We start from the raw sequence: 26938 nt of genomic DNA, 5'->3' as shown, positions 1-26938 counted from the left end.
TCGGTAAAGGGATGCACGAACATCAATAGTTGTAGCCGCTGCCGCAGGCTGCGATTGACGACGCAGTCGGCATAAAACAGATGACGCTTGGTATCTGACCAACCGCGTTGCCCGCTCCAGCGGCCCCTGCGGGCCCGATCGCCGCCTGCGGCAGCGGCTACAGGGGACGTCAGCCATCTTCTTCTATATCCAGCAACAGGTTTTCCAGGGCCTCGCGGTACTCGCCGGGCTCCTGCCACATCCCGCGCTGCTGGGCCTCGAGCAGGCGCTCGGTCATATCGCGCAACGCATGGGGGTTGTGCTGCTGGATGAATTCACGGGTCGCCGGGTCCAGCAGATAGGCGTCGGCCAGCAAGGCGTACTGGTGATCGTCGATCAACTGGGTGGTGGCGTCGAAGGCGAACAGATTATCCACGGTGGCGGCCATTTCAAAGGCGCCCTTGTAGCCGTGGCGCTTCACCCCTGCGATCCACTTCGGGTTGGCCGCGCGGGAGCGGATCACCCGGTTCAGCTCTTCCTTGAGGCTGCGGATTTTCGGCAGGTCCGGCTGGCTGTGGTCGCCGTGGTAGCTGGCGGCCTTTTCGCCACTGAGGCTTTCCACGGCGGCGAGCATGCCGCCCTGGAACTGGTAGTAGTCGTTGGAATCCAGCAGGTCGTGTTCGCGATTGTCCTGGTTCTGCAGCACCGCCTGCACCTGGCTCAGGCGCCGGGCGAACTGGCCACGGGCCGCGGAGCCTTCGTCGGCGCCGCCATAGGCGTAGCCGCCCCAGTTCAGATAGACCTCGGCCAGGTCCTCGCGGCTCTGCCACAGGCGACCGTCGATAGCGCCCTGCACGCCCGCGCCATAGGCCCCGGGCTTGGCGCCGAAGATCCGCCAGCCGGCCTGGCGCTGCGCCGCTTCAGCATCGAGACCAGACTGCAGCAGCGCTTCGCGCTCGGCGCGGACCTTGGCCGCCAGCGGGTTGAGGTCGTCCGGTTCGTCCAGCGCGGCCACTGCCTGCACAGCGGCGTCGAACAGGCGGATCAGGTTGGCGAAGGCATCGCGGAAGAACCCGGACACCCGCAGGGTCACGTCCACCCGCGGGCGGTCCAGCAGGCTCAGCGGCAGGATCTCGAAGTCGTCGACCCGCTGGCTGCCGGTGGCCCACACCGGACGCACGCCCATCAGCGCCATGGCCTGGGCGATATCGTCGCCGCCGGTGCGCATGGTCGCCGTGCCCCACACCGACAGGCCGAGCTGATGCAGGTGGTCGCCATGGTCCTGCAGGTGCCGTTCGAGGATCAGGTTGGCCGACTGGAAACCGATGCGCCAGGCGGTGGTAGTCGGCAGGTTGCGCACGTCCACCGAGTAGAAATTGCGCCCGGTGGGCAACACATCCAGGCGTCCGCGACTCGGTGCGCCGCTGGGCCCGGCCGGTACGAAACGCCCGCCCAGGGCATCCAGCAAGCCGCGCATCTCCGCCGGGCCGCAGGCATCCAGGCGCGGCGCCACCACCTCGCGCAGGCTGTCGATGATCGCCTTGACCTCGCTCCAGGCGGGCTCGTTCAGTTGCTCGACTTCGCCCGACAACGCGGCTTCGATCAACTGCCCGGCGTACAGCTCCAGGCGTTCGCGGGCATCGCCGGCGGTGCGCCACATCTGCTCGCTGATGCCCTGCAAGACCTGGGGCCGGCGCCCGCTCCAGGGTTCGGCCAGGGCGCAATCCAGCGGATCGAACCCCAGCTCGAAGGCCTTGGCCAGGGCCCGCAACAGGCTCGACTGCGCGCCCCGGCCATCGCCACGGGGAATGCGCAGCAAGGCCAGCAAGGTGTCGATGCGCAGGCGGCCCACCGGCGATTCGCCGAACACGTGCAGGCCGTCGCGGATCTGCGACTCCTTCAGGTCGCACAGGTAGGTATCCAGGCGCGGCAGCCAGAGCGCCGCGTCGGCCTCGCCGTCGAGCTGCCCATCCAGTTGCAGTTCGCGGTCGAGCCGGGTCACGCGCACCAGCTTGAGAATGTCCTTCTGCAACTCGCGGGCGCGGCGCGGATCGAGCAATTGCGCTTCGTAGTACTCGTCGGCCAGCAGTTCCAGGTCGCGCAGCGGACCGTAGGTTTCGGCGCGGGTCAGCGGCGGCATCAGGTGGTCGATGATCACCGCCTGGGTCCGGCGCTTGGCCTGGGCGCCCTCGCCCGGGTCGTTGACGATAAACGGATAGATATTCGGCAGCGGCCCCAGCAGCACGTCCGGCCAGCAGCGCTCGGACAGGCCGACGCCCTTGCCCGGCAGCCATTCCAGGTTGCCGTGCTTGCCGACATGGATCAGCCCATGGGCGCCGTAGGTCCGGCGCAGCCAGAAATAGAACGCCAGGTAAGCATGAGGCGGCACCAGGTCCGGGTCGTGATAGACCGCGCTCGGATCGACCTGATAACCGCGCGCCGGCTGGATGCCGACGAAGGTCAGGCCAAAACGCAGGCCGGCGATCATCAGCCGCCCGCTGCGGAACATTGGGTCGTTTTCCGGGCCGCCCCAGCGTTCGAGCACTGCCAGGCGATTGGCTTCGGGCAGTGCATCGAACATGGCCTGGTACTCGTCCAGCGCCAGGCTTTGCTGGCACGGGCGCAGGTCGAGGCTGTCCAGGTCGTTGCTGACCCCGCCGAGCAATTGCTGGATCAGCGCCGTACCGCTGTCCGGCAACTCGGCCGGCAACGGGTAACCCTCGGCTTGCAGGGCACGCAGGATATTCAGCGCCGCCGCCGGCGTGTCCAGGCCCACGCCGTTGCCGATGCGGCCGTCGCGGGTCGGGTAGTTGGCGAGGATCAGGGCGATGCGTTTTTCGCCATTGGGCAACCGGGCCAGATCGACCCAGCGCCGCGCCAGTTCGGCGACAAAATCCATGCGCTCGGGGGCCGAGCGATAGCAGACCACGTCCGACTGGCTGCGCTCGCTGCGCCAGGCCAGGTCCTTGAAGCTGATAGGCCGGCTGATGATACGCCCGTCCAGTTCCGGCAAGGCGATGTGCATCGCCAGGTCCCGCGGGCCCAGGCCCTGTTCGCTGGCGCGCCAGCCGGGTTCGTTGTCCTGGGCACAGATGGCCTGGATCACCGGGATATTGCGGCGAAACGGCCGCAGGTGCGGGGCCTCCGGGCTGGACTGGGCAAAACCGGTGGTGTTGAGGATCACCGCCGCCCGCACCTCATCCAGCAGTTCCTCGACCACCGTCAGGCAACCGGGTTCTTTCAGGCTGGCCAGGGCGATCGGCAGCGGGTTCAGGCCCGCCGCCTGCAAGCGCCGGCAGAACTCATCGATAAAGGCGGTGTTGGCCGCCTGCAAATGCGAGCGGTAGAACAGCAGCGCCGCCACCGACTGGCCGGCCCGCCAGTCGGCTTGCCAATCGCCGAGGGCGGCGCTGCTTCTGTTCGGGTGGTAGATCGCCGTGCGCGGCAGGGTCTGCGGCTCGGACCAATGGTAGTCGCGCCCCAGCCAGCCACTGGCCAGGCAGCGGTAGAGGTTCAGCGCGTTGCCCATGCCGCCCTGGCGCAGGAAGTGCCAGAGGCGCTCGCGGTCGGCGGCGGGCACCGTGCTCAGGTCGCTCAGCTCCGGGTCCGGGCGATCGTCGCCCGGCACCAGGATCAGCTGCACGCCGCGTTGCGCCAGCTGCACCAGTTGCTCGATGCCATAACGCCAATAGGCGATGCCACCGTGCAGGGAAATCAGGATCACCTTGGCGTGGCGCAGCACCTGGTCGACATACAGGTCGACCGAGGCGTGGTTCTGCACCTGCATCGGGTTGGCCAGGCGAAAGCTCGGGTAGTCCTCGGGCAACTGCTGCGCCGCTTCGGCCAAGAGCGCCAGGCTGGAGTCGCCGCTGCACAAGATCACCAGCTCGGCGGGGGTTTGTCCAAGGTCGGCAATGTTGTCATCCGACACGAAACCGCCGGGCTGGGTCCTGAGCAGGTGCATGGCTTACACGCTGAGCGCGGCGCGCAATTGCGCTTCGAGCAGGGTCGCATCCAGTTCCTGGCCGATCAGCACCAGGCGCGTGGTGCAGGCTTCGTCGGCGCCCCACTGGCGGTCGAAGTGCTTGTCGAAGCGGGTGCCCACGCCCTGGATCAACAGGCGCATCGGCTTGTTGGGGATCGCCGCGAAACCCTTGACCCGCAGGATGCCGTGCTGCACCACCAGTTGGGTCAGGGCGTCCAGCAGCAGGCTTTCGTCGGCCTGTGGCAGCTCGATGGAGATGGAATCGAAGGCGTCGTGATCGTGGTCATCACCGTCATGGTGGTGATCGTGGTGGCTGTGGCGGCCGTCGATATGTTCTTCCGAACCGTTGCCCAGGCCCAGCAGCACGTCCAGCGGCAGGCGACCGCTGCTGGCTTCGATGACTTTCACCGCCGGCGGCAGTTCCTCGGCGACTTCCAGGCGCACCTTGGCCAGGTCTTCCGGGCTGATCAGGTCAGCCTTGTTGAGGATCACCAGGTCGGCGCTGGAGAGCTGGTCGGCGAACAGCTCGTGCAGCGGCGATTCATGGTCGAGGTTCGGGTCGAGCTTGCGCTGGGCGTCCACCTGGTCCGGGAAGGCGGCGAAGGTGCCGGCGGCCACGGCCGGGCTATCGACCACGGTGATCACCGCGTCGACGGTGCAGGCGCTGCGGATTTCCGGCCACTGGAAAGCCTGGACCAAAGGTTTGGGCAGGGCCAGGCCGGAGGTTTCGATAAGGATATGGTCGAGGTCGCCGCGACGGGCCACCAGCTCGCGCATCACCGGGAAGAACTCTTCCTGCACGGTGCAGCACAGGCAGCCGTTGGCCAGCTCGTAGACGCGACCGCTGGCCTCTTCCTCGGTGCAACCGATGGCGCATTGCTTGAGGATCTCGCCGTCGATGCCCAGCTCGCCGAACTCGTTGACGATCACCGCGATGCGGCGACCCTGGGCGTTGTCCAGCATATGCCGCAGCAAGGTGGTTTTGCCCGAGCCGAGGAAGCCGGTAACGATGGTGACGGGAAGTTTGGCCAGTGTTTTCATCGGATGCCCTTTGGCAAGGTGGCGGGCATGCGGGACGAGAACCGCGCAGCCAGGTGCACGGAAGAGTTCGCCACCGGATCACCCCGCCCGGTTGTAGTGAAAATCGGGTCCGAGGCAGGTCTCCTGGCTGACGGCGCGCCGGTCGTTGGACTGGCGAACGATGCGCCTTCCCGCCGCCTGGCAGTGGCCTTGCATCGTTCATCACCGTTTACAGTTGCGGGGGCAGCCGCGGCTTGGACCGCGTTCCCTTCTTAGCTTCGGCAGACGCCGAAGAACCTCGAAAGCGCAAGGCTACGCAGAGCGTGGGGGGCGGTCAATGTTCATACGGCGCGAAAACAGGCCAATCGCGATCGAAAACGAGAACCCTTGCCAATTGACGCCCCTCCCTCGCCCATGCTCTCCTACACGCCTTGTTACGGGTGCCCTTCACAGGGTGAAACGGGAAACCGGTGCGTCACAGGCCAAAAGCCTTGATCAGTCCGGTGCTGCCCCCGCAACGGTAAGCGAGCGAAGAATCAGATCCACTGTGCCAGCAGTCCGGCATGGGAAGGCGATTCTTGCAGGTGTGGCGCAAGCCCCCGCCCCTCGCGAGCCCGGAGACCGGCCCGCTACACAGTCATAACAAACCCGCGGTGGGCGGGCGCTGTTGATTCCCCGCGAGCCCGTCTCGCGGGGTCTTGTTGCGCTCGATTCACCCGCTGACACACCAGAGGGAAGCGCCATGTCGATCATCAGCAGCACCAGCCACTCCACCAGCAGCACCGCCACCTTGAGCCAACGCCTGGTCGCCGCCATCGGCGCCTCGATCCTCGGTGCTAGCCTTGTATATTTCGCCGGCTTCTCCCATATCGAAGCAGTGCACAACGCCGCCCACGATACCCGTCACAGCGCCGCCTTCCCTTGCCACTGAGACCTGCCGAGATGATCAAGCGTATCGCGCAAACCGCGGGGTTCACCGGGTTGCTGGCGGCCCTGTTGCTGACCCTGCTGCAAAGCTTCTGGGTCGCGCCGCTGATCCTGGAGGCGGAAACCTACGAGAAGGCCCCGGCCGCCCAGCATGAAGAAGCGCATGAGCATGCCGCCGGCACCGCCGCCCATAGTCATGACGCCGAAGCCTGGGAGCCGGAAGACGGTTGGCAGCGCGTGCTGTCCACCACCGGCGGCAACCTGGTGGTCGCCGTGGGCTTCGCCCTGATGCTCGCCGGCCTCTACACCCTGCGTGCGCCGAACCGTACTTCCCAGGGCCTGCTCTGGGGCCTGGCCGGTTATGCGACCTTCTGCCTGGCGCCGACCCTCGGCCTGCCGCCTGAACTGCCGGGCACCGCCGCCGCGGACCTGGCGCAACGGCAGATCTGGTGGGTCGGCACCGCCGCTTCCACCGCGGTCGGCATCGCCCTGATCGTCTTCGCTCGCCACTGGCTGCTGAAAGTGCTGGGCATGGCCATCCTCGCCGTACCGCACCTCATTGGCGCGCCGCAGCCGCAAGTGCATTCGATGCTCGCGCCGCCAGCACTGGAAGCGCAGTTCAAGATTGCTTCGCAGCTGACCAACGCCGCGTTCTGGCTGGCCCTGGGCCTGATCAGCGCCTGGCTGTTCCGCCGCAAGAGCGACGATCAGTACTCGGCATGACGGCTGCCAGCACAGCGCCGACCCTGGTGGTCGGCCTGGGCTGCCAGCGGGGCTGCCCGGTGGAGACCTTGCGCGCCCTGCTCGACCAGACCCTGAGCGCCCACCGCATCGACCTCGGGCAGATCAAGGCACTGGCCAGCATCGACCTGAAACGCGAGGAGCCCGGCCTGCTGGCCCTGGCCGCGCAACTGGGACTGCCCCTGACCTGTTTCAGCAGCCGCCAACTGACGCCTTATGTGCTGCAACTCAGCCATCGTTCAGAGATCGCCTACGAGCGTACCGGCTGTTACGGGGTTGCCGAAAGCGCCGCCCTGGCCCTGGCCGAACAGCTGGCCCGAGGCCCGGCAAAGCTGCTGGTCCCGCGGCAGAAATACGCCCAGGCGACCCTCGCCTTGGCCTGCTCCGGGTAAATCTTCGATAATCCCCGCCACTGATCATGAGCAATCTTCATCTGTGAGGTTGCCCCGCCCCTTTTTTCACAGGAGAACGCCATGACCGTCTTTTTTATCGGCGCAGGTCCCGGCGACCCGGAACTGATCACCGTCAAGGGCCAGCGGCTGATCCACAGCTGCCCGGTCATTATCTATGCCGGCTCCCTGGTGCCCGAAGCCGTGCTCCAGGGCCATAGCGCCGAACAGCTGGTCAACAGCGCCGAACTGCACCTGGAACAGATCATCGAGCTGATCAAGGACGCCCATGCCAAGGGCCAGGACGTGGCCCGGGTACATTCCGGCGACCCGAGCCTGTACGGCGCCATCGGCGAGCAGATTCGCTGCCTGCGCGATCTGGGCATCCCCTTCGAGATCATCCCCGGCGTGACCGCCACCGCGGCCTGCGCCGCCTTGCTGGGGGCCGAACTGACCCTGCCGGACGTCGCCCAGAGCGTGATCCTGACCCGCTATGCCGACAAGACCTCGATGCCCGCCGGCGAGGCATTCGCCAGCCTGGCCGCCCACGGCACCACCATGGCGATTCACCTGGGGGTCAACCATCTGCAGAAGATTGTCGCCGAGCTGCTGCCCCACTACGGCGCCGACTGCCCGATTGCCGTGGTGCACCGGGCGACCTGGCCGGACCAGGACTGGGTGCTGGGCACGCTGGCGGACATTGCCGAAAAGGTCCAGGCCAAGGGCTTTCGGCGCACGGCGCTGATCCTGGTGGGCCGGGTACTGGCCACAGACAGTTTCAGCGAGTCGTCGTTGTATCGCGCGGGGCATGCGCATTTATATCGGCCTTGAAGAGCAGGCGACACGGCGCACCTCAAATCACAAGCATCAGGCATAAAAAACGGCGCTCACGGGGCGCCGTTTTTCATGTTCGCAGCGAACGCCTTAGTAGTAGGCGTTTTCTTTCTGCGTGTGGTCGGTGACGTCACGTACACCCTTGAGCTCGGGAATGCGCTCGAGCAGGGTGCGCTCGATGCCTTCCTTCAAGGTCACGTCGGCCTGGCCGCAGCCCTGGCAACCACCGCCGAACTGCAGCACGGCGATGCCGTCCTCGACCACATCGATCAGGCTGACCTGGCCGCCGTGGCTGGCCAGCCCCGGGTTGATCTCGGTCTGCAGGTAGTAGTTGATGCGCTCGTTGATCGGGCTGTCGGCGTTGACCATCGGCACCTTGGCGTTGGGCGCCTTGATAGTCAGCTGGCCGCCCATGCGGTCGGTGGCGTAGTCGACCACCGCGTCATCGAGGAAACCTTCGCTGAAGGCGTCGATGTAGGCGGTGAAGCTCTTCAGCCCCAGGGCTTTGTCTTCGGTTTTTTCTTCACCCGGCTTGCAATAGGCGATGCAGGTCTCGGCGTACTGAGTCCCGGGCTGGGTGATAAAGATGCGGATGCCAATGCCCGGAGTGTTCTGCTTGGAGAGCAGATCAGCCAGATAATCGTGGGCGGCGTCGGTGATGGTAATAGCGGTCATGGAAATTCCTCGCAGGCGTGGGCGCAGTTTACGCCAATCGGCGTGCCGGACAAAGTCCTAGTATTTTTGTCGGGATAGACCTTGGTCGATAGGCCCGCGCTGCGTGGTCGACGCAACGCCTGGGACTTTTTAACAAGGCTCTTGCGGGATGGGCCGGGCCGGAACCTGAGGGCTCCGGCCCGGAATTTCAAGGGCTTGGCGCCGTCAGAGGTTCTCGTAGCGGTTCATGTCCAGTACCCCCGCCTCTTTCGGATCGGTTTCCAGGATGTACTGGGTCTGGTCGTGGAAGTACTGCCAGAACTGCGGATGGCTGCGACGGATCCCCCAGCGCTCGACGATTTTCTCGAAACGGTGGGCATCCTTGGCGTTTTCCATCTCGGCCACGAACTCCGGCACCTGCCCGGCAGGAATATTGAACATGAAGTTCGGGTAGCTGCTGAGCACGCCCGGGTAGATGGTCAGGGTGTCCAGGCCCGGCTGGTAGCGCAGCGACTCGCCCAGCAGGAACGCCACGTTACTGTGGGCGCGGTTGCGCAGCATGCTGTAGAACACCCGTTTGCCGCTCGGCGCCTGGATGCGCAGCATGGTGGCCTCCGGCAGCAGGTCGATGACCCGCATGCCGGCCGCCGGCCGCGAAACCAGGCCGCTGAGGGCCTGTTCGGCACTCTGCAGCGCCGGGTCGATGTTCGGCCGCGAGCAGTAGGCGCCGTCACAGCGGTTGATCGGATCGGGCCGCGCATTGAGGTCGCCGTAGCGGCTCAGCAGCTGGCGGGCGAAGTCGCGTTTCGGGTCCTTCTCGTCCAGGACCAGGGCGCTGGCCTTGTCGTCGTCGATGGACTCGTAGTCCAGCCACATCTTGAACTTGCCGCTGTTCTGGTACCAATCGTCGAGGAAGTCCTCGCGGGTGCCGGCGGGCATCAGGCGCAGGAAGTTCTGCTCGGCGCCGTTGCGGATCAGGTCGAAGTACAGCCGGGTCTGCGCCTGGTGCGAGACATTGCCGAACACGTCGAAGTTGACCGCCAGCTGGTAGTAGGTGCGCTCCAGCAGCGGGTAGTCGAACAGCCACATGGTCTGCGGCACCTCGCCGATCAGGCCCTTGGTCACCGAGGCGCTGTCGAAGTGGCGGAAGATGCTCAGCAGCGCGTTGTCGTTGCCCGCCCACAGGGTCGACCAGCTCGGCGGCGGCGCGGCGGCGTAGGAGTCGCGGCGCAGGATCTCGTATTCGTTGCGCTTGTCGCGGTAGGCCAGCCACAGGCTCAGCACGCTGCCGACATCATCATTCTGCCCAGGCATGGCCAGCAGCGGCGTGGCCTGGCCGCGGTAGGCCGGGTCGGTGATGTAGAGGTCGTGTTCCGGGGCCTGGAACAGCGCCCAGAAGTTGTCGCGGATCACGTCGGTGGCGATCTGCCCGCGGCACACCGGGCCGCGGATAAAGGTACGCACGAAGTACTCGGCGTTATCCAGCATGAACTGGTAGCGGGCCTTGGCCGGAATCGCCTCGAAGGTCTCGAACGGGTTGGCGCGGCGGCCCGGGCCATAACCCGGCAGCGCAGTGACCTGATAATCGCCGCTGTAGAACAGGGTCTTGATCCGCGCCATCTTCGCCGCGCTCAGCGGGTAGGTGATGTGGGTCTTGTGCACGATCACCCCCTGCACTGGCCACAGGCGGTAATACACCTGGGTGCCTGGGTCATCGTTGGGCCGGCGGGTGTTGATCAGGTCGATCGGCTGGCCGCTCGGCGTGCGCGAACGTACCCACTGGAAGAAATGCCCCGGCTCGCCGCCTTCGAAATAGATGTGGGCGAGGAACCAGTGCTCGAACAACCAGCGGGCCACCAGGCTTTCCCGGGCGCCCGGGGCATTGAGCAGGTTTTCCCACTGCAGCACCTGCATCGCTTCCTTGGCGCTCGGCGCCAGACCCTGCTCGTCGATCGGCGCACCGGAGGCCAGCCAGCGTTGCAGGGTCTGGTATTGCTGATCGGTCAGGCCGGTCACCGCCAGCGGCATGCCTTCGCGCGGATGGGCCCTGGCATAACCGTCGAATTCGGCCGGTTGCGCACACATGTTCTCGCGGTTCAGGCCCAGGACAATGTCGTCCGGCAGCTTGGCGTTGGGTTGCAACGGCGTCTTGTGCCCCAGCTCGAGCATGCGCGCCATCAGCGCCGCCTGGCTGCCCTGGGCATCGAGCACCGAGTAGAAGCCCATGCCCTGCCAGGCGTGCTTGCCGGAAGCGTCGTAGAACAAGCGGGTCGGCGTCTGCGCCTTGCTGCGTTCGCCGTCGTACACCGGGATCTTCGAGGCGCCACGGGCCGCGCCCTCGCCGCTGCCCAGGTTGAGCTGGCAGGCCGAGTCGTAGCAGGCATGGCAGGCCACGCATTTCTCGGTGAAGATCGGCTGGATATCGCGGGTGTAGGAGATCGCTGGCGCGGGACCCTGGGCGCTGGCGAACGAACTTAAAAGCAGCAGCGCACTGCCGATGACAACGCGGTAAGACATATCCCTGGTCCAATCCATAAGAAAATCCGGCGATTCTACCGGGCCAGCACCACCACCAACATGAGCGATATTCATGCAAAACCGCCGCATGCTCTAAAAGCGCACAGGTTTGCTATGATCCTCGCCCTTCGTAATGGCCCTTCCAGGTAGTCTTTCATGTCCGATCGCAGCACGCGCCTCCAAGCCCTTCAGCAAGCCCTCAAAGAGCGCATCCTGATTCTCGACGGCGGCATGGGCACCATGATCCAGAGCTACAAGCTCGAGGAGCAGGACTACCGTGGCAAACGCTTCGCCGACTGGCCGAGCGACGTCAAGGGCAACAACGACCTGCTGGTGCTGACTCGTCCGGACGTGATCGGCGGCATCGAGAAAGCCTACCTGGATGCCGGTGCCGACATCCTCGAAACCAACACCTTCAACGCCACCCGGATTTCCATGGCCGACTACGGCATGGAAGCGCTGGTCTACGAGCTCAACGTCGAAGGCGCGCGCCTGGCGCGCAAGGTCGCAGACGCCAAGACCCTGGAGACCCCGGACAAGCCGCGCTTCGTCGCCGGCGTGCTGGGCCCGACCAGCCGCACCTGCTCGCTGTCGCCGGACGTCAACAACCCCGGCTACCGCAACGTCACCTTCGACGAGCTGGTGGAGAACTACACCGAGGCCACCAAGGGCCTGATCGAGGGCGGCGCCGACCTGATCCTGATCGAGACCATCTTCGACACCCTCAACGCCAAGGCGGCGATCTTCGCCGTGCAGGGCGTGTTCGAAGAACTGGGCCTGGAACTGCCGATCATGATCTCCGGCACCATCACCGACGCCTCGGGCCGCACCCTGTCCGGGCAGACCACCGAAGCCTTCTGGAACTCGGTGGCCCACGCCAAGCCGATCTCCGTCGGCCTGAACTGCGCCCTCGGCGCCAGCGAACTGCGCCCCTACCTGGAAGAGCTGTCGAACAAGGCCAGCACTCACGTATCCGCGCACCCCAACGCCGGCCTGCCCAACGAATTCGGCGAGTACGACGAACTGCCGGCGCAAACCGCCAAGGTCATCGAAGAGTTCGCCCAGAGCGGCTTCCTGAACATCGTCGGCGGCTGCTGCGGCACCACCCCGGGGCACGTTGAGGCCATCGCCAAGGCCGTCGCCGGCTATGCGCCGCGGCAGATCCCGGACATCCCCAAGGCCTGCCGCCTGTCGGGCCTGGAGCCGTTCACCATCGATCGCCAGTCGTTGTTCGTCAACGTCGGCGAACGCACCAACATCACCGGTTCCGCCAAGTTCGCCCGCCTGATCCGTGAAGAGAACTACACCGAAGCCCTGGAAGTCGCCCTGCAGCAGGTCGAAGCCGGCGCCCAGGTGATCGACATCAACATGGACGAAGGCATGCTGGACTCGAAGAAGGCCATGGTGACCTTCCTCAACCTGATCGCCGGCGAGCCGGACATCTCGCGCGTGCCGATCATGATCGACTCCTCCAAGTGGGAAGTGATCGAAGCCGGCCTCAAGTGCATCCAGGGCAAGGGCATCGTCAACTCCATCAGCATGAAGGAAGGCGTCGAGCAGTTCATTCATCACGCCAAACTGTGCAAGCGCTACGGCGCCGCCGTGGTGGTGATGGCCTTCGACGAAGCCGGCCAGGCCGACACCGAGGCGCGCAAGAAGGAAATCTGCAAACGCTCCTACGACATCCTGGTCAACGATGTCGGCTTCCCGCCGGAAGACATCATCTTCGACCCGAACATCTTCGCCGTGGCCACCGGCATCGAGGAACACAACAACTACGCGGTGGACTTCATCAACGCCTGCGCCTACATCCGCGACGAGCTGCCGTACGCGCTGAGCTCCGGCGGCGTGTCCAACGTGTCGTTCTCCTTCCGCGGCAACAACCCGGTGCGCGAGGCGATCCACTCGGTGTTCCTGCTGTACGCGATCCGCAACGGCCTGACCATGGGTATCGTCAACGCCGGCCAGCTGGAGATCTACGACCAGATCCCGCAGGAGCTGCGCGACGCCGTGGAGGACGTGATCCTCAACCGCACCCCGGAAGGCACCGACGCCCTCCTCGCCATCGCCGACAAGTACAAGGGCGACGGCAGCGTCAAGGAAGCCGAGACCGAAGAGTGGCGCAACTGGGACGTCAACAAGCGCCTGGAGCACGCCCTGGTCAAGGGCATCACCACTCATATTGTCGAAGACACCGAAGAGTCGCGGCTGTCCTTCGCTCGCCCGATCGAAGTCATCGAAGGCCCGCTGATGGCCGGCATGAACATCGTCGGCGACCTGTTCGGCGCCGGCAAAATGTTCCTGCCCCAGGTGGTGAAGTCCGCCCGGGTGATGAAGCAGGCCGTGGCCCACCTGATCCCCTTTATCGAGCTGGAAAAAGGCGACAAGCCGCAAGCCAAGGGCAAGATCCTCATGGCCACGGTCAAGGGCGACGTGCACGACATCGGCAAGAACATCGTCGGCGTGGTCCTGGGCTGTAACGGCTACGACATCGTCGACCTCGGCGTGATGGTGCCGGCGGAGAAGATCCTGCAGGTGGCCAAGGAACAGAAGTGCGACATCATCGGCCTGTCCGGCCTGATCACCCCGTCGCTGGACGAGATGGTCCACGTCGCCCGGGAAATGCAGCGCCAGGACTTCCACCTACCGCTGATGATCGGCGGCGCCACCACCTCCAAGGCGCACACGGCGGTGAAGATCGAGCCCAAGTACAGCAATGACGCGGTGGTCTACGTCACCGACGCCTCGCGCGCCGTGGGCGTGGCCACCCAGCTGCTGTCCAAGGAGCTCAAGGCCGGTTTCGTCGAGCGCACCCGCGAAGAGTACGTGGAAGTCCGCGAGCGCACCGCCAACCGCAGCGCCCGCACCGAGCGCCTGAGCTACCCGGCGGCCGTGGCAAAGAAGCCGCAGTTCGACTGGAGCAGCTACCAGCCGACCGTGCCGACCTTCACCGGCGCCAAGGTACTGGACGATATCGACCTGCGGGTCCTGGCCGAATATATCGACTGGACGCCGTTCTTCATCTCCTGGGACCTGGCCGGCAAGTTCCCGCGCATTCTCGAGGACGAAGTGGTGGGCGAAGCCGCCACCGCGCTGTACAAGGACGCCCGGGAAATGCTCGACAAGCTGATCGACGAGAAGCTGATCAGCGCCCGCGCGGTGTTCGGCTTCTGGCCGGCCAACCAGGTGCAGGACGACGACCTGGAAGTCTATGGCGACGACGGCCAGCCCCTGGCCAGGCTGCACCACCTGCGCCAGCAGACCATCAAGACCGACGGCAAGCCGAACTTCTCCCTGGCCGACTTCGTCGCGCCCAAGGACAGCGGCGTGACCGACTACGTCGGTGGTTTCATCACTACCGCCGGCATCGGCGCCGAAGAAGTGGCCAAGGCCTATCAGGACAAGGGCGACGACTACAACTCGATCATGGTCAAGGCCCTGGCCGACCGCCTGGCCGAGGCTTGCGCCGAGTGGCTGCACCAGCAGGTGCGCAAAGACTACTGGGGCTACGCCAAGGACGAGCAACTGGACAACGAGGCGCTGATCAAGGAGCAGTACAGCGGTATCCGCCCTGCCCCGGGTTACCCGGCCTGCCCGGACCACACCGAGAAGAGCACCCTGTTCGCCCTGCTCGACCCCGAGGCCAGCGAAGGCAAGGCCGGGCGCAGCGGTGTGTTCCTCACCGAACACTTCGCCATGTTCCCGGCGGCGGCAGTCAGCGGCTGGTACTTCGCCCATCCGCAGGCGCAGTACTTCGCCGTGGGCAAGATCGACAAGGACCAGGTCAACAGCTACAGCGCGCGCAAAGGCCAGGACCTGGCCGTGACCGAGCGCTGGCTGGCGCCGAACCTGGGCTACGACAACTAAAAACCCAGTGCACTTCACTTGCGGGAGCCGCCGGTCGGCGCTCCCGCAGGCTGGAACAAGCGGTATTGTCTATGCTTTCCCTACACCCACTTGTGTCGAGGGATTTATGGACGACCCCATCAACGACAAGCCGCCGACCCTTTGGCAGATGCTGCAAAGCGTCGCCGCTGCCGCCTTTGGCGTACAGAGCGGCAAGAACCGCAAGCGCGACTTCACCCACGGCAAGCCCAGCCATTTCGTGATCCTGGGCATTCTGTTCACCGCGGTGTTCGCCTTGACCCTGTTCGGTATCGTCAAGCTGGTAGTGCACCTGGCAGGGCTTTGAACGCTTGTCAGTGCAGTAAAAGATTCAGCGAGAAGGGATAACGGTAGCCGGCCTGCTTACCCTCGACCGACAGCCCGCGAAAATCCACGCCATACTGCTGCGAGCCCTGCAATTCAAGCAGGCGTTGCGCCTGGACCTTGTCCAGTAGCTGGAACACATCCAGCTGCCAGCTCGGGCCACCATGGGCCGCAGGGTTCAGCCCCCGGGCATCGTCGTTGAGCACCACCATCGCCCAGCCCCCCAGGGTGAAGTGCCCGGCGATCAGCGCCGTCAAGCGTCCGTCGATCAACGCCTGCAAGGCCTGTGGCGAGCTGTTCAGGGCGCTGAACAGCACATCCTTGCCCGGTCGCCGCCCCTGCTGTTCCAGCGCCTCCATCGCCCCCAGGGCCATCTCGTCGTTGGCCGACCAGACCAATTGCGTCTGCGGATAGCGCTTGAGCAACTGCTGGGCCTGCTCAAAGGCGCGCTGGCGATTCCACTCGCCATACACCAGCTGCCGTAGCCGCACCTCTGGATGTTCGGCCAGCGCTCGTTGCAGACCCTGCTCACGGGATTGCGCCACCGGGGTGTTCTTCACCCCCGAGAACGCCAGCAAGTCGATGTACTGCCCTGGGGCTAACGGACCGTGACGACGGATCAGTTCCTTGAGCATCAGGTAGCCGGCTTCCTCGTCGTTGGCGATCATGCTGCCGATCCAGTCGGGATAACGGCTCTGGCGCTCGCCCAGCAAGCGTTGCTGATCGGCGGTCAGCGCGTTGTTGACGACGAACAGTTTCACCCCGCAGCCCTGGGACAGGCGCAGGATCTCCGGCGCGACATATTGCTCGTTGACCACCACCAGGTAATCCGGCCGGTCCGGCCCCTGCAGGGCTTCCCGGGCCTGGCGGATGGTGGTTTGCGAATCGCGCTGCGAATAACGCACGCGCAGATCCAGGCCGAGGTCGTTGGCCGCGGCCTGCATGAACTGTGAATAACCGACCCAGAAGGTTTCAGTGGAGTGGCCCGGGTTCAAAAACACGACCGAGGTGGCATGGGCCATGGCCCAGAACGCTGGACTCAGTACAAGCAGCACCAGCAGCAGACACTTACCAAACGCATTGAACATTGCGACCAGAGTCCCGGAATATTGCCCTGCAGTATAACTGGCAAAATACTGGCCAATGTCGGCAAATCGTCATTTCCCACAGACAATTCGGACTCTGTTCATCGCTCGACCGCAATTATTGATGACTGACCCAGAACACCGCCGCTCCCACGACCAGAATGATCAGAAAGAGAATGGCCCAAGCATCGACAGCGCTGTCGCTTTTCCTTGCCTTGGTTGGATTGCTCATAGCATCGCCTCTTGTCGGTTTTATCGGTGACTGCACAAAGACTCGAGCACAGTTAAGTCGAGGATTGCCCTCACCACAAATGTGGGTTTGAGCCGGTTGGATACCGTTAGTCGTTTTGGTTCTTTGCATATACTCAAACATCACTTTTGCGCATAACTGCAAACTGGTATCTTCGCCCGGCTCCGTTGGGAGTGCGCGGCCGTGCGCGCAGAATTTCTTGGGTGACATCCGCCTCTGCGTCACCTGATAAGCCTGAGAACAGGATCTATATGTACGTATACGACGAGTACGATCAGCGGATCATCGAGGACCGCGTCAAGCAGTTCCGTGATCAGACCCGGCGCTATCTGGCAGGCGAGCTGAGCGAAGAAGAATTCCGCCCTCTGCGCCTGCAGAATGGCCTCTATATCCAACGTTTTGCCCCGATGCTGCGGGTGGCGGTGCCTTATGGCCAGCTGACTTCGCGCCAAGCACGGATGATGGCCAAGATCGCTCGCGACTACGACAAGGGCTACGCCCACATCAGTACCCGGCAGAACGTGCAGTTCAACTGGCCGGCGCTGGAAGACATCCCGGACATCCTGGCTGAGCTGGCGACCGTGCAGATGCACGCCATCCAGACCAGCGGCAACTGCCTGCGCAACGTCACCACCGACCAGTTCGCCGGCGTCGCCGCCGACGAGCTGATCGACCCGCGCCCCTGGTGTGAAATCGTCCGTCAGTGGACCACCTTCCACCCTGAGTTCGCCTACCTGCCGCGCAAGTTCAAGATCGCCATCAACGGTTCGACCTCGGACCGCGCGGCCATCGAAGTCCACGACATCGGCCTGGAGCCGGTGCACAACGCCGCCGGCGAGCTGGGCTTCCGGGTCCTGGTCGGTGGCGGCCTGGGCCGGACCCCGGTGGTCGGCGCCTTCATCAACGAGTTCCTGCCGTGGCAGGACCTGTTGAGCTACCTCGACGCCATCCTGCGGGTCTACAACCGCTACGGCCGGCGCGACAACAAGTACAAGGCGCGGATCAAGATCCTGGTCAAGGCCCTGACCCCAGAGGTGTTCGCCGAGAAGGTCGAAGCGGAAATGACCTACCTGCGCGGCGGCCAGACCACCCTGACCGAAGCCGAAGTGCATCGCGTGGCCAAGCACTTCGTCGATCCGGACTACAAGGCCCTGGCCAACCAGGACGCCGAACTGGCCGAGCTCGACAAACAATATCCGGGCTTCGCCCGCTGGCGCACGCGCAACACCCTGGCCCACAAGAAACCGGGTTATGTCGCCGTGACCCTGTCGCTGAAACCCACCGGCGTAGCCCCGGGCGACGTCACCGACAAGCAGCTGGACGGCATCGCCGACCTCGCCGATCGCTACAGCTTCGGCCAGCTGCGCACCTCCCACGAGCAGAACGTGATTCTCGCCGACGTCGAGCAGAGCCAGCTGTTCACCCTGTGGGGCGAGCTGCGCGAGCAAGGTTTCGCCACGCCGAACATCGGCCTGCTGACCGACATCATCTGCTGCCCGGGCGGGGATTTCTGCTCCCTGGCCAACGCCAAGTCGATCCCGATCGCCGAATCCATCCAGCGCCGTTTCGACGACCTGGACTACCTGTTCGACATCGGCGAGCTGGACCTGAACATCTCCGGCTGCATGAACGCCTGCGGCCACCACCACGTGGGCCACATCGGCATCCTCGGCGTGGACAAGAAAGGTGAAGAGTTCTATCAGGTTTCCCTGGGTGGCAGCGCCAGCCGCGACGCCAGCCTGGGCAAGATCCTCGGCCCGTCCTTCGCCCAGGACGATATGCCCGACGTGATCTCGAAGCTGATCGACGTGTACGTGGAACAACGTACCGAAGACGAGCGCTTCATCGACACCTACCAACGTATTGGCATCGACCTCTTCAAGGAGCGCGTCTATGCAGCGAATAATTAAGAACAACGAGGTCATCGACGAAACCTGGCACCTGCTGCCAAAGGACGCGACCCTCGACGGCATTTCCAACTGCGACGACCTGATCGTGCCGCTGGCCCTGTGGCGCGAGCACGCTCATGCCCTCAAGGCCCGCGACGGCGGCCTGGGCGTGTGGCTGGACAGCGATGAAGAAGCCGAAGAGATCGGCGATGACGTGCAGCACTTCCAGGTCATCGCCCTGAACTTCCCGGCCTTCACCGACGGCCGCAACTACTCCAACGCCCGCCTGCTGCGTGACCGTTACGGCTTCAAGGGCGAGCTGCGGGCAATCGGCGACATCTTGCGCGACCAGCTGTTCTACCTGCGCCGCTGCGGGTTCGACGCCTACGCCCTGCGCGCCGACAAGGACCCGTACGAAGCCCTGGAAAGCCTCAAGGACTTCTCCGTGACCTACCAGGCCGCCACCGACGAACCGCTGCCGCTGTTCCGTCGCCGCTAAGGCCCGCGCCAACAAAAAGCCCTGGACCGGTTTCCCGGTCCAGGGCTTTTTTGTGCCTGCCATCTTTACCGCGACGCCGACGATCGCGGGCAAGCCTCGCGCCTACAGAAGAAACCGATTCACGTGGTGTCCCTTACCAGAAACGCTGCTGGGTCAGGCGGCTCCACCAGGTCAGCAGCACACGGTCGATAGAACCGCTGGCCGCCAGCCCTACCCGCTCCTGCAGGCTCTTGCGCTCGGCGTAGTGCAGGTGGTACAGCTCGGCGCTCTTGGCGCGCTCGGCCAGGTATTCGTCGCTGGTTTTCAGCTCGTCGACCAGCTTTTTCTCCTGCGCCGCGACCCCCAACCAGACTTCACCGGTGGCCACCTCGTCGATGACCAGCTGCGGCCGGTAACGGGAAACGAAGTTCTTGAACAGCTGATGGGTGACGTCCAGGTCTTCCTGGAACTTCTCCCGGCCCTTTTCGGTGTTTTCGCCAAACACGGTCAGGGTGCGTTTGTATTCGCCGGCGGTCAGCACTTCAAAGTCGATGTCGTGCTTTTTCAGCAGACGGTTGACGTTCGGCAACTGCGCCACCACGCCGATCGAACCAAGGATGGCGAACGGCGCGCTGATGATCTTCTCGCCGATGCACGCCATCATGTAGCCGCCGCTGGCCGCGACCTTGTCGATGCACACCGTCAGCGGCACGCCGGCCTGGCGAATCCGCGCCAGTTGCGACGAAGCCAGGCCGTAGCTGTGCACCATGCCGCCGGCGCTTTCCAGGCGCAGCACCACTTCGTCCTTGGGCGTGGCCAGGCTCAGCAGCGCGGTGATTTCGTGGCGCAGCCCCTCGGTGGCCGAAGCCTTGATGTCGCCGCTGAAATCCAGCACGAACACCCGCGGCTTTTCCTCGTGCTGCTTCTTGTGTTTTTTCTCGGCCTTGGCCTCGGACTTGCGCAGCGCCTTGAGCTGGTCCTTGTCGAGCAGGCTCTGCTCCAGACGCTCGCGCAGGCCTTTGTAGAAATCGTTGAGCTTGCTCACATGCAACTGCCCGGCGCCCTTGCGCCGGCCTTTGCTGCGCAGCGAGGCAGCGGTGATCAGCACCACCAGGATGGCGATGACCAGGGTGACGGTTTTGGCCAGGAAACTGGCGTACTCGGAGAGAAACTCCATAGGGCATCCAATGAGGCTTGAAAGCCCCATTCTATGGGCATCTCGCCGCCAATGTCTAACAGTGTTCTAACGGAGTTCTAACAGTTTGTGACACCTCGAAGGCCCACTTTCAGAGGCCTGCGCGGGCGCAGATAAGGACCCCATGCGGACACGCGATAAGGCTCAGGCGCGCTGTGAGCTGGCGAGCAGCTAACGAGGGCCCACGGGGGGAACCTGGGCGCATACGTGGATTGAGGTGGTCATTCAGATTTTTCTGCCAGATTCTCGAAGGGCTTCAGCAAAGTTCAGAATCGTCCTACAGCCATTCCTGATGATCCTTGGTAGGCTCGCGAAGCTCGACAAAGAGCCTCGCGGATCAGCTAATGCAAGGGCGATAAATGCTCTCTTCTGCTCGCCTGGGCGACAAACACCTCTGCCCTCTTCCCGGTCACGGCACGACACCTATTGCTTCCGCTTCTGGCGACATAGACATCAACTTCATGGGAGCGGCCCGAGTCGGTGACACTTGCGGTTGCGGCGCAGTCATCACAACGGGGTTTCCCTCGATCATCCTGAATGGTCGTCCCATGGCCCACTTAGGGAGCCCGACCAGTCACGGTGGGACAATCATCACCGGGTCAGGCGATGTCTTCGGTGGCTTTGTCATGTCAACTTTTCGCTGCGCGGTCGAGCAGGCCCCATTCGCGAGTCCTTGGTTGTTGACCGCGAGCGCCATTTGGCTACGGTTTTACGCTCAGTCTGTAACGGGTTGCAAGCTTACGATTCGACTCTTGCGACCCTTGGAGCTCGGCTCGAATTCTCGGCGTTGTTCGGGCTGAACCATGAAGACGTCCTTCCATAATGCATCCTCTTGTTCAGTTGTTAAGGATGCACCATGACTCTCCGAGACTGAACACCTAGCATTGCGTTCAATATCGTCTAGATCAAAATGCGATTATTGATCAGGCTTCAATTTCTTTCCAGATCAAAACTCTTAAAAAACATATAAATACATACCTTTAACCGTTCGTCTGAATGCTATGTCACAGATATGCATGACCTAAATATGTAACTACCTTCATATGCGGAATGTTCTCTGCATCGGTAGATAATGTTGAGAAAAACAAATGCCTTCACTAAACAAGGAGCGGCTAGATGGATCTGGTGCAATGGAAGTGGCGGCCCCTTCAACAATTGCACGTGATTATAGCTACAGGCCACGTACTGCAGCGGGGTCATTCCTGGGCGTATGGCCCACAGCAACTTAACGGTATTCCGCCTTCGATATATGAACTGTTCCAGTCTGTAACGCGGACTCCCGTGCGCAACGCCGTACTGGTCGCCGATCAGTACCCAGATAGTCCAGAACAGCAAATCCAGATAAGGTTGTCATACAGCGATGGCTTTGGTCGTGAGCTACAGACCAAGCAAAAGACCGAACCTGGCTTGGCTTACGTCGCCGGTCAAGATGGCCAGCTCGTGCTGAATAGCACTGGCCAGCCATTGGTCGAGGATACAACGCCAGCCTATCGCTGGATTGTATCCGGACGCGTGGACTATTCGAATAAAGGTCAGCCGGTGCGTCGCTACCAACCGTACTTCCTCGATCAGCCTCAATACATCAATGACGCCGCGATGCGCGAATGGAGCTATGCCGATACGTACTATTACGATCCGTTGGGGCGAGAATGTGCGGTGGTGACTGCGCTTGGCTACTTGCGCCGGATACGTTTTTATCCTTGGTTCACGATTACTGAAGACGAGAATGACACCCTGGGTGAGGTACTCACATCATGAGCCGTCATTCGGCTGTTCCTCCAAGCGATTCAGCAACTCAACCGGACCTGCCCACCGCCCAACGCTGCCAGGGCACTCCCACCCTGGCAGTGGTCGACAACCGCGGGCTTATGGTGCGTACCGTGCAGTACAACCGCACCGAGATGGAAGGACCGCTGGAGGAACTGATCACCCAGCAGACGTATTCCGTACTAGGCCACCCGAGCAGTAGTATCGACCCTCGATTATTGGCCGAACAGCAGCTTGACGCCTCTGTGCAGCCCAACTTCCGCTACCAGCATTCGCTCTCCGGGCGCCCCCTCAAAACCCACAGCCAGGACGCCGGCGCGCTACTGGTGGTGTACGACTGCGAAGGTGGACCGGTCTGGCAACGCAACAGCCGGGACCAGCAACAACGCCGTACTTATGATTCCTTGCATCGCCCAACGACTTACTACGAACAGGCCGCCAATGACCCGGAACAGGTCAGCGAGAGATGGTTCTATGGTGAAGAACTGCCTGCCCCGGCCGCCAACTGTCGGCGGCAATTACTACGCCACTATTCTCCCGCCGGACTCACGATTACCCCGTCCTACAGCGTTACCGGCCAGCTGCTGACCAGCGAGCAGCAGTTCCTGCGCGACGAAGTCCTCAACAGCGACTGGTCGGGTGACGATCCCGCACGCTGGAACGACGACCTGACCGTGCAGATCTACACCAGCCACTGGGGGTTCAATGCCCTGGGCATCCAAGTCCATAGCGCCGACGCCAAGGGCAACCAACAGCGTCAGCGCCTGAATATCGCCGGCCAGTTGGCGGGCAGCGAGTTGCAACTGTTCGGACACACCACGGCGCACGCTGTGCTGCGTACCATCGACTACAGCGCCGCCGGTCAGGTGCTCCACGAGGAAGCCGGTAATGGGGTGGTCACCGATTACGGGTATGAACCGCAGACCCAACGCCTGGCGGCCCTGACCACCAGCCGTCCCGAACTGACGGGACGCCCGCGGCTCCTGCAAGCCCTGACCTATCAGTACGACCCGGTGGGTAACCTGCTATCCATCAGCGATGGCGCCGAACCGACCCGCTACAGCCATAACCAGCGGGTCGAGGCAGCCAGTCAGTACAGCTACGACGCACTGTACCAGCTGCGTCAGGCCTCCGGCCGCGAGAACGCCAATGCCACCCAGCAGGCCCAGGCCCTGCCCCCGGCCATCGTGCCGTTGTGGCAGGAAACCGGCGAGCTGACCCATTACAGCCGCACTTATACTTATGACCGCGGCAGCAACCTGACCACGATCCGACATGTCGGACTGCATCCCTATACCCAGCAGATGGTAGTGGCCCCCACTTCCAACCGCGCGGTTCAGCAAACCCTCGGGGTAACCCCCGGCGATGTCGATAGCTTTTTCGACGCCTGCGGCAACCTACGTGAGCTAAACGCCGGCCAACCCCTGGCCTGGAACAGTCGTAATCAGTTGCAACGCAGCACCCAGGTGGTGCGCAGTGGCCTCGACGATGACGCCGAACAATACTGGTACGACGGCCAGGGCCAGCGCAGTTGTAAACTCGCCACCACCCGAACCAGTGGCACCACCCACACGGCCCGAGTGTATTACCTGCCCGGCCTGGAACTGCGCCAGACCCGCGTGCAACCACACGTGGGCGAACCGAGCGTGAGCGAAGCGCTGCAGGTGATCAATGCCGGTGCGGCCGGCCGTCAATCGCTGCGGGTGTTGCATTGGGAACAGGGCAAACCGGCTGCGATCGAAAACGACCAGTGTCGCTACAGCCTGGACGATCAAATCGGCTCCTCTCTGATCGAGCTGGACCAGCGGGCCGATATCCTGACCTGGGAAGAATACTTCCCCTTCGGCGGTACGGCGGTGTGGTCGGCGCGCAATGAGACCGAGACCCGGTACAAGTATGTGCGGTATTCGGGTAAGGAGCGTGATGGCACCGGACTCTATTACTACGGTTTCCGCTATTACGCACCGTGGCTGGGGCGCTGGTTGAACCCGGATCCGGCGGGAACCGTGGATGGACTGAATCTGTTTTGCATGGTGGGGAATAATCCCATTACCCGGAAGGACCCTGCTGGACTCGCGAGGGTCCCTTACACTCAATTCGGCTCAGAGCAAAGAAATAACGAATACTGCTACACGAACAACTCTTGGCACAACTTTAAGCACAGGTTTTCTCAGGTGGGTGTGGGGGGCACTGCATCAAACATCGCCTCAGGTGTCGCTCGCGGGGCGAGACGTCTAGGCTCAAGCGTTGCGTCAGGGGTGAGTCGTGCTGTATCAAGTATCACGTCAGGGGTGAGTCGTGCTGCATCGAGTATCACTTCAGCACTGAAAGCTCTTGTTTCACGCAAACACGAGACTGCCCCCCCCATAAGGGTATATACGATACCTTTCTCGGAACAAGTCGTAGGGACAAATAGTGATAAAAATTTTTACATAGATCTCCCTAGAGGTGATTACTGGATAAACGGAGAAAAATTCCAGGCGCGTGGCTCGTCTGATCCTGATAAAGATAGGGAAGCGATAAAAAGCCTAATACCAAACGCCGAGGTGCGTAGCTTGGTTGAGTCCTATGCACATCAAGGTTTATCTGCCCAAGCATTTGTACCAGCATCCCATATGGTGAAAGAAGTTTTGCCTATGACGGGTGGCGCTGACCACCCTACATACATCATTCAAGCCGATAATAATAAAGCTACTATTGATGTTAAGATGACGTTTCATGAATTCTATATTAGAGATGAATATGGTGGTGCTTCATCGGAGCGCTTAAAGAACGTCGAAGGAGAAGTGAATATCGATTTTGGAATTCTTTTAAGACCTGAAGGTAAAAGAGCATACGGAGAGCCTGAAGCAACTGTTCGTGGCACAGGCTGGGGAAACCCGTTTGGTGACTTTACGATTTCCATTAACACAAAATGGGCTAAGGTGTAAAAGTTTCGACTTGATCTGACACCCGTCTTGAAAAAGAACGGGGCTACCGGGTTTGATGGTTGTGCGAGCAATCACCAACCCAAGAGGAGTAGCCCCGCATGAACGTTGTAAATCAACCGATTGTTAAGCACAAGTTAGGCTTGTTGAGCCTAGCCGAGGAACTCGGCAACGTCTCACAGGCTTGTAAAATCATGGGCGTGTCGCGAGACACCTTCTACCGCTATCAGGAGGCCAAGGCTGCTGGAGGGGTCGAAGCCTTGCTACAGAAAGACCGTAAAAAGCCAAACCTGAAAAACCGAGTCGATGAGACTGCTGAGCAACGCGTGCTGGATTACGCCATTGAGCAGCCTGCGCACGGTCAAATCCGTGTCAGTAATGAACTGCGCAAGCGTGGCACATTCGTCAGTCCTTCAGGCGTGCGATCCATTTGGCTGCGTAATGAGCTGGTGAACTTCAAACAACGCCTGGCGGCACTGGAAAAGCATGTTGCTGCTACCGGCGTGGTTCTTACCGAGACCCAGGTCGTTGCTCTGGAGAAAAAGTGCGATGACGATATCGCCTGCGGCGAAATCGAAACGGCCCACCCTGGCTATCTCGGTTCCCAGGACACGTTCTACGTCAGCACAATGAAAGGTGTAGGCCGTATTTATCAGCAGACCTTTGTGGATACCTACAGCAAAGTTGCGCTCACCAAGCTCTATACAACGAAGGCGCCAATCACAGCGGCAGACCTGCTAAACGACAAAGTGCTGCCGTACTTCGCCGGGCAAAACATACCTGTGCTGCGCATTTTGACGGATCGTGGAACGGAGTACTGCGGCAAGCTTGAACAGCATGACTACCAGCTTTACCTGGCCATGAACGACAGCAAGCATACTCGGACGAAAGCGGCATCACCGCAAACCAACAGTATCTGTGAGCGGTTCCATAAGACGATATTGCAGGAGTTTTACCAGGTCGCGTTCCGGAAAAAGATCTACCAAAGCATGGAGCAATTGCAGGCCGATCTTGACCAGTGGATGGCCCACTACAATGATGAACGAACCCATCAAGGAAAGATGTGCTGTGGCCGGACACCGGCCGAGACATTTGAGGATGGAAAGAGAATCTGGCAGGCCAAAATGATCAACTGAATTTGACCTGACAGTCACGGCCACAGATCCGGTAACTGTCAGATCAAGTCTGAATTTCTACACACTCCTTGGATACCACTGCCCTCGAACTGGCCCCTGCCCCAACTTCCGTTATACTTCTAACGTTAGATCGTCGAGGCCGCGCTTCCGCCGGCCACCTCCTTATCGTCTGTCGTTCGCGTGCATGAAGTCAATGTTAATCTGGTGTTTCGCTGACTGTGTCAGCATCAGAAGAGTGCCTTCTGAACTGGTTAAGCAACATGCAACGTTTTTCTTGTCCAAGTAATCGAAGCGTCAACGGATGCCTCGCAAGCCGTCCGACCTCCATTCAGGATTCATTCTGAACTGGTTATTGGCGAGGGTAAAGCCACGCTACGTGTATCCTAGACGCCGCCGGCGTCACCGACATGCATCGTCGCTTCGACGGCTTAGCCGCACTACTGCAGACTAAACTGGAAGCCGATCAGTTCTTGGGGCAGACGTTTGCTTTTCTCGGACTGCTCGGCAATCCGGGCAAATTGCTACGGCAGGACGCGACGGGATATACCTGTTTTGCACGCGCCTGGAACAAGGCCGCGGACGGCTACGCAGTCGTCGATGCTATTGGGAGGCATTGATTGACGCAGGTCATTTGTACCGCGTCCATCCTTGTGGGCTAACTTGCTGCGGCGTGGAGCACCATGCCTAGTTTGATAGTCTGCACCAGAAAAATGCACCGAATACATGTCTTCACCCACAATGCCTTTAACAAAATCGCCCTCAGCTTGGCTCAGCGTCATAGCCTTCAGTGGGGGCATAGCTAAACGCGGCCTGCTCCGTAAAGCCGCCATATGTTGTATCCAAACTCGTGACTGCCATTCCTACCGCGACCATTCAGCTTACCTAACAGTATTAAAACATGTGAAACAGAATAAATGAAGAAGAGTGCGGTTGCATGGCAGCCGCACTCACGCAGA

18 protein-coding genes, 2 pseudogenes and 2 riboswitches are annotated in these 26938 nt (G+C 62.1%); of the genes and pseudogenes, 13 read left to right on the top strand and 7 right to left on the bottom strand.

Annotated features, from left to right (window positions below):
• Positions 1–169: 169 nt before the first annotated feature.
• Together cobN and cobW are read right to left on the bottom strand one after the other, a co-directional pair.
• Positions 170–3943 carry a cobaltochelatase subunit CobN gene (gene cobN / locus H0I86_RS13505; RefSeq protein WP_180925401.1) on the bottom strand — a complete coding sequence of 1258 codons (3774 nt, stop codon included), beginning with the start codon at positions 3941–3943 and terminating at the stop codon, positions 170–172.
• Between the two features lie 3 nt (positions 3944–3946).
• Positions 3947–5005, bottom strand: coding sequence for a cobalamin biosynthesis protein CobW (gene cobW / locus H0I86_RS13500; protein WP_180925400.1), 1059 nt, complete (start codon positions 5003–5005; stop codon positions 3947–3949).
• Between the two features lie 96 nt (positions 5006–5101).
• Positions 5102–5300: riboswitch (cobalamin riboswitch) on the bottom strand.
• Between the two features lie 105 nt (positions 5301–5405).
• Positions 5406–5628: riboswitch (cobalamin riboswitch) on the top strand.
• A 98-nt stretch (positions 5629–5726) separates the two neighbouring features.
• On the opposite strand from cobW, the gene H0I86_RS13495 reads away from it, so the two are divergent.
• From H0I86_RS13495 to cobM, 4 genes are all read left to right on the top strand, one after another.
• On the top strand, positions 5727–5915 hold the full coding sequence (locus H0I86_RS13495; protein ID WP_180925399.1) for a CbtB domain-containing protein: 189 nt from the start codon (positions 5727–5729) through the stop codon (positions 5913–5915).
• Positions 5916–5926: 11 nt separating this feature from the next.
• Complete coding sequence (locus H0I86_RS13490) at positions 5927–6634, top strand: CbtA family protein (protein ID WP_180925398.1); 708 nt, start codon at positions 5927–5929, stop codon at positions 6632–6634.
• Positions 6631–7044 carry a cobalamin biosynthesis protein gene (locus H0I86_RS13485; RefSeq protein WP_180925397.1) on the top strand — a complete coding sequence of 138 codons (414 nt, stop codon included), beginning with the start codon at positions 6631–6633 and terminating at the stop codon, positions 7042–7044. Before H0I86_RS13490 ends, H0I86_RS13485 begins: the two co-directional genes overlap by 4 nt.
• An 81-nt stretch (positions 7045–7125) precedes the next feature.
• Positions 7126–7872 carry a precorrin-4 C(11)-methyltransferase gene (cobM, locus tag H0I86_RS13480; protein ID WP_180925396.1) on the top strand — a complete coding sequence of 249 codons (747 nt, stop codon included), beginning with the start codon at positions 7126–7128 and terminating at the stop codon, positions 7870–7872.
• A gap of 93 nt (positions 7873–7965) precedes the next feature.
• Here cobM and nfuA read toward each other — a convergent pair whose 3' ends face one another.
• Together nfuA and H0I86_RS13470 are read right to left on the bottom strand one after the other, a co-directional pair.
• The gene (gene nfuA / locus H0I86_RS13475) at positions 7966–8550 is read right to left on the bottom strand and encodes a Fe-S biogenesis protein NfuA (protein ID WP_162095637.1); all 585 of its coding nucleotides are present in this window, start codon (positions 8548–8550) and stop codon (positions 7966–7968) included.
• A 204-nt stretch (positions 8551–8754) separates the two neighbouring features.
• Positions 8755–11046 carry a fatty acid cis/trans isomerase gene (locus tag H0I86_RS13470; RefSeq protein WP_180925395.1) on the bottom strand — a complete coding sequence of 764 codons (2292 nt, stop codon included), beginning with the start codon at positions 11044–11046 and terminating at the stop codon, positions 8755–8757.
• A 156-nt stretch (positions 11047–11202) separates the two neighbouring features.
• Here H0I86_RS13470 and metH point away from each other — a divergent pair, with 156 nt between their 5' ends.
• Complete coding sequence (gene metH, locus H0I86_RS13465) at positions 11203–14913, top strand: methionine synthase (RefSeq protein WP_180925394.1); 3711 nt, start codon at positions 11203–11205, stop codon at positions 14911–14913.
• A 106-nt stretch (positions 14914–15019) separates the two neighbouring features.
• Positions 15020–15238, top strand: a complete 219-nt coding sequence (locus tag H0I86_RS13460; protein ID WP_007921856.1) for a DUF2970 domain-containing protein — start codon at positions 15020–15022, stop codon at positions 15236–15238.
• Between the two features lie 7 nt (positions 15239–15245).
• Here the strand turns inward: H0I86_RS13460 and H0I86_RS13455 are convergent, their stop codons facing one another.
• Positions 15246–16343, bottom strand: coding sequence for an ABC transporter substrate-binding protein (locus H0I86_RS13455; RefSeq protein WP_180925393.1), 1098 nt, complete (start codon positions 16341–16343; stop codon positions 15246–15248).
• Between the two features lie 498 nt (positions 16344–16841).
• Here H0I86_RS13455 and H0I86_RS13450 point away from each other — a divergent pair, with 498 nt between their 5' ends.
• Both H0I86_RS13450 and H0I86_RS13445 read left to right on the top strand, forming a co-directional pair.
• A complete protein-coding gene (locus tag H0I86_RS13450; protein ID WP_180925392.1) occupies positions 16842–18500 on the top strand; it encodes a nitrite/sulfite reductase in 1659 nt (552 codons plus the stop codon).
• The gene (locus H0I86_RS13445) at positions 18484–18978 is read left to right on the top strand and encodes a DUF934 domain-containing protein (RefSeq protein WP_009049671.1); all 495 of its coding nucleotides are present in this window, start codon (positions 18484–18486) and stop codon (positions 18976–18978) included. Before H0I86_RS13450 ends, H0I86_RS13445 begins: the two co-directional genes overlap by 17 nt.
• A 133-nt stretch (positions 18979–19111) precedes the next feature.
• On the opposite strand, the gene sohB is transcribed toward H0I86_RS13445, so the two are convergent.
• Positions 19112–20134, bottom strand: a complete 1023-nt coding sequence (gene sohB, locus H0I86_RS13440; protein ID WP_103331314.1) for a protease SohB — start codon at positions 20132–20134, stop codon at positions 19112–19114.
• Between the two features lie 377 nt (positions 20135–20511).
• Here sohB and H0I86_RS13435 point away from each other — a divergent pair.
• Positions 20512–20781: pseudogene (locus H0I86_RS13435) on the top strand (PAAR domain-containing protein); the annotation flags it as partial.
• Here H0I86_RS13435 and H0I86_RS32140 read toward each other — a convergent pair.
• Positions 20780–20973, bottom strand: a pseudogene (locus H0I86_RS32140) (IS481 family transposase); the annotation flags it as partial. The pseudogenes H0I86_RS13435 and H0I86_RS32140 overlap by 2 nt on opposite strands.
• A gap of 295 nt (positions 20974–21268) precedes the next feature.
• On the opposite strand from H0I86_RS32140, the gene H0I86_RS13430 reads away from it, so the two are divergent.
• The 4 genes from H0I86_RS13430 to tnpB all read left to right on the top strand — a co-directional run bounded on the left by H0I86_RS13430 (position 21269) and on the right by tnpB (position 26599).
• Complete coding sequence (locus H0I86_RS13430; RefSeq protein WP_180925391.1) at positions 21269–21910, top strand: hypothetical protein; 642 nt, start codon at positions 21269–21271, stop codon at positions 21908–21910.
• A gap of 122 nt (positions 21911–22032) precedes the next feature.
• Positions 22033–24849 (top strand): RHS repeat-associated core domain-containing protein, encoded by a 2817-nt coding sequence (locus H0I86_RS13425; protein ID WP_219637317.1) that lies wholly within the window; start codon positions 22033–22035, stop codon positions 24847–24849.
• Positions 24850–24947: 98 nt separating this feature from the next.
• Positions 24948–25982, top strand: a complete 1035-nt coding sequence (locus H0I86_RS13420) for an IS481 family transposase (RefSeq protein WP_180925389.1) — start codon at positions 24948–24950, stop codon at positions 25980–25982.
• A 407-nt stretch (positions 25983–26389) separates the two neighbouring features.
• The gene (gene tnpB, locus H0I86_RS13415) at positions 26390–26599 is read left to right on the top strand and encodes an IS66 family insertion sequence element accessory protein TnpB (RefSeq protein ID WP_180925388.1); all 210 of its coding nucleotides are present in this window, start codon (positions 26390–26392) and stop codon (positions 26597–26599) included.
• The last annotated feature ends 339 nt before the right edge of the window (positions 26600–26938 follow it).

The organism is Pseudomonas chlororaphis subsp. aurantiaca (assembly GCF_013466605.1).
In the GTDB taxonomy this organism is placed as follows: domain Bacteria; phylum Pseudomonadota; class Gammaproteobacteria; order Pseudomonadales; family Pseudomonadaceae; genus Aquipseudomonas; species Aquipseudomonas chlororaphis_I.
This window is presented reverse-complemented; position numbering and strand designations above follow the sequence as displayed.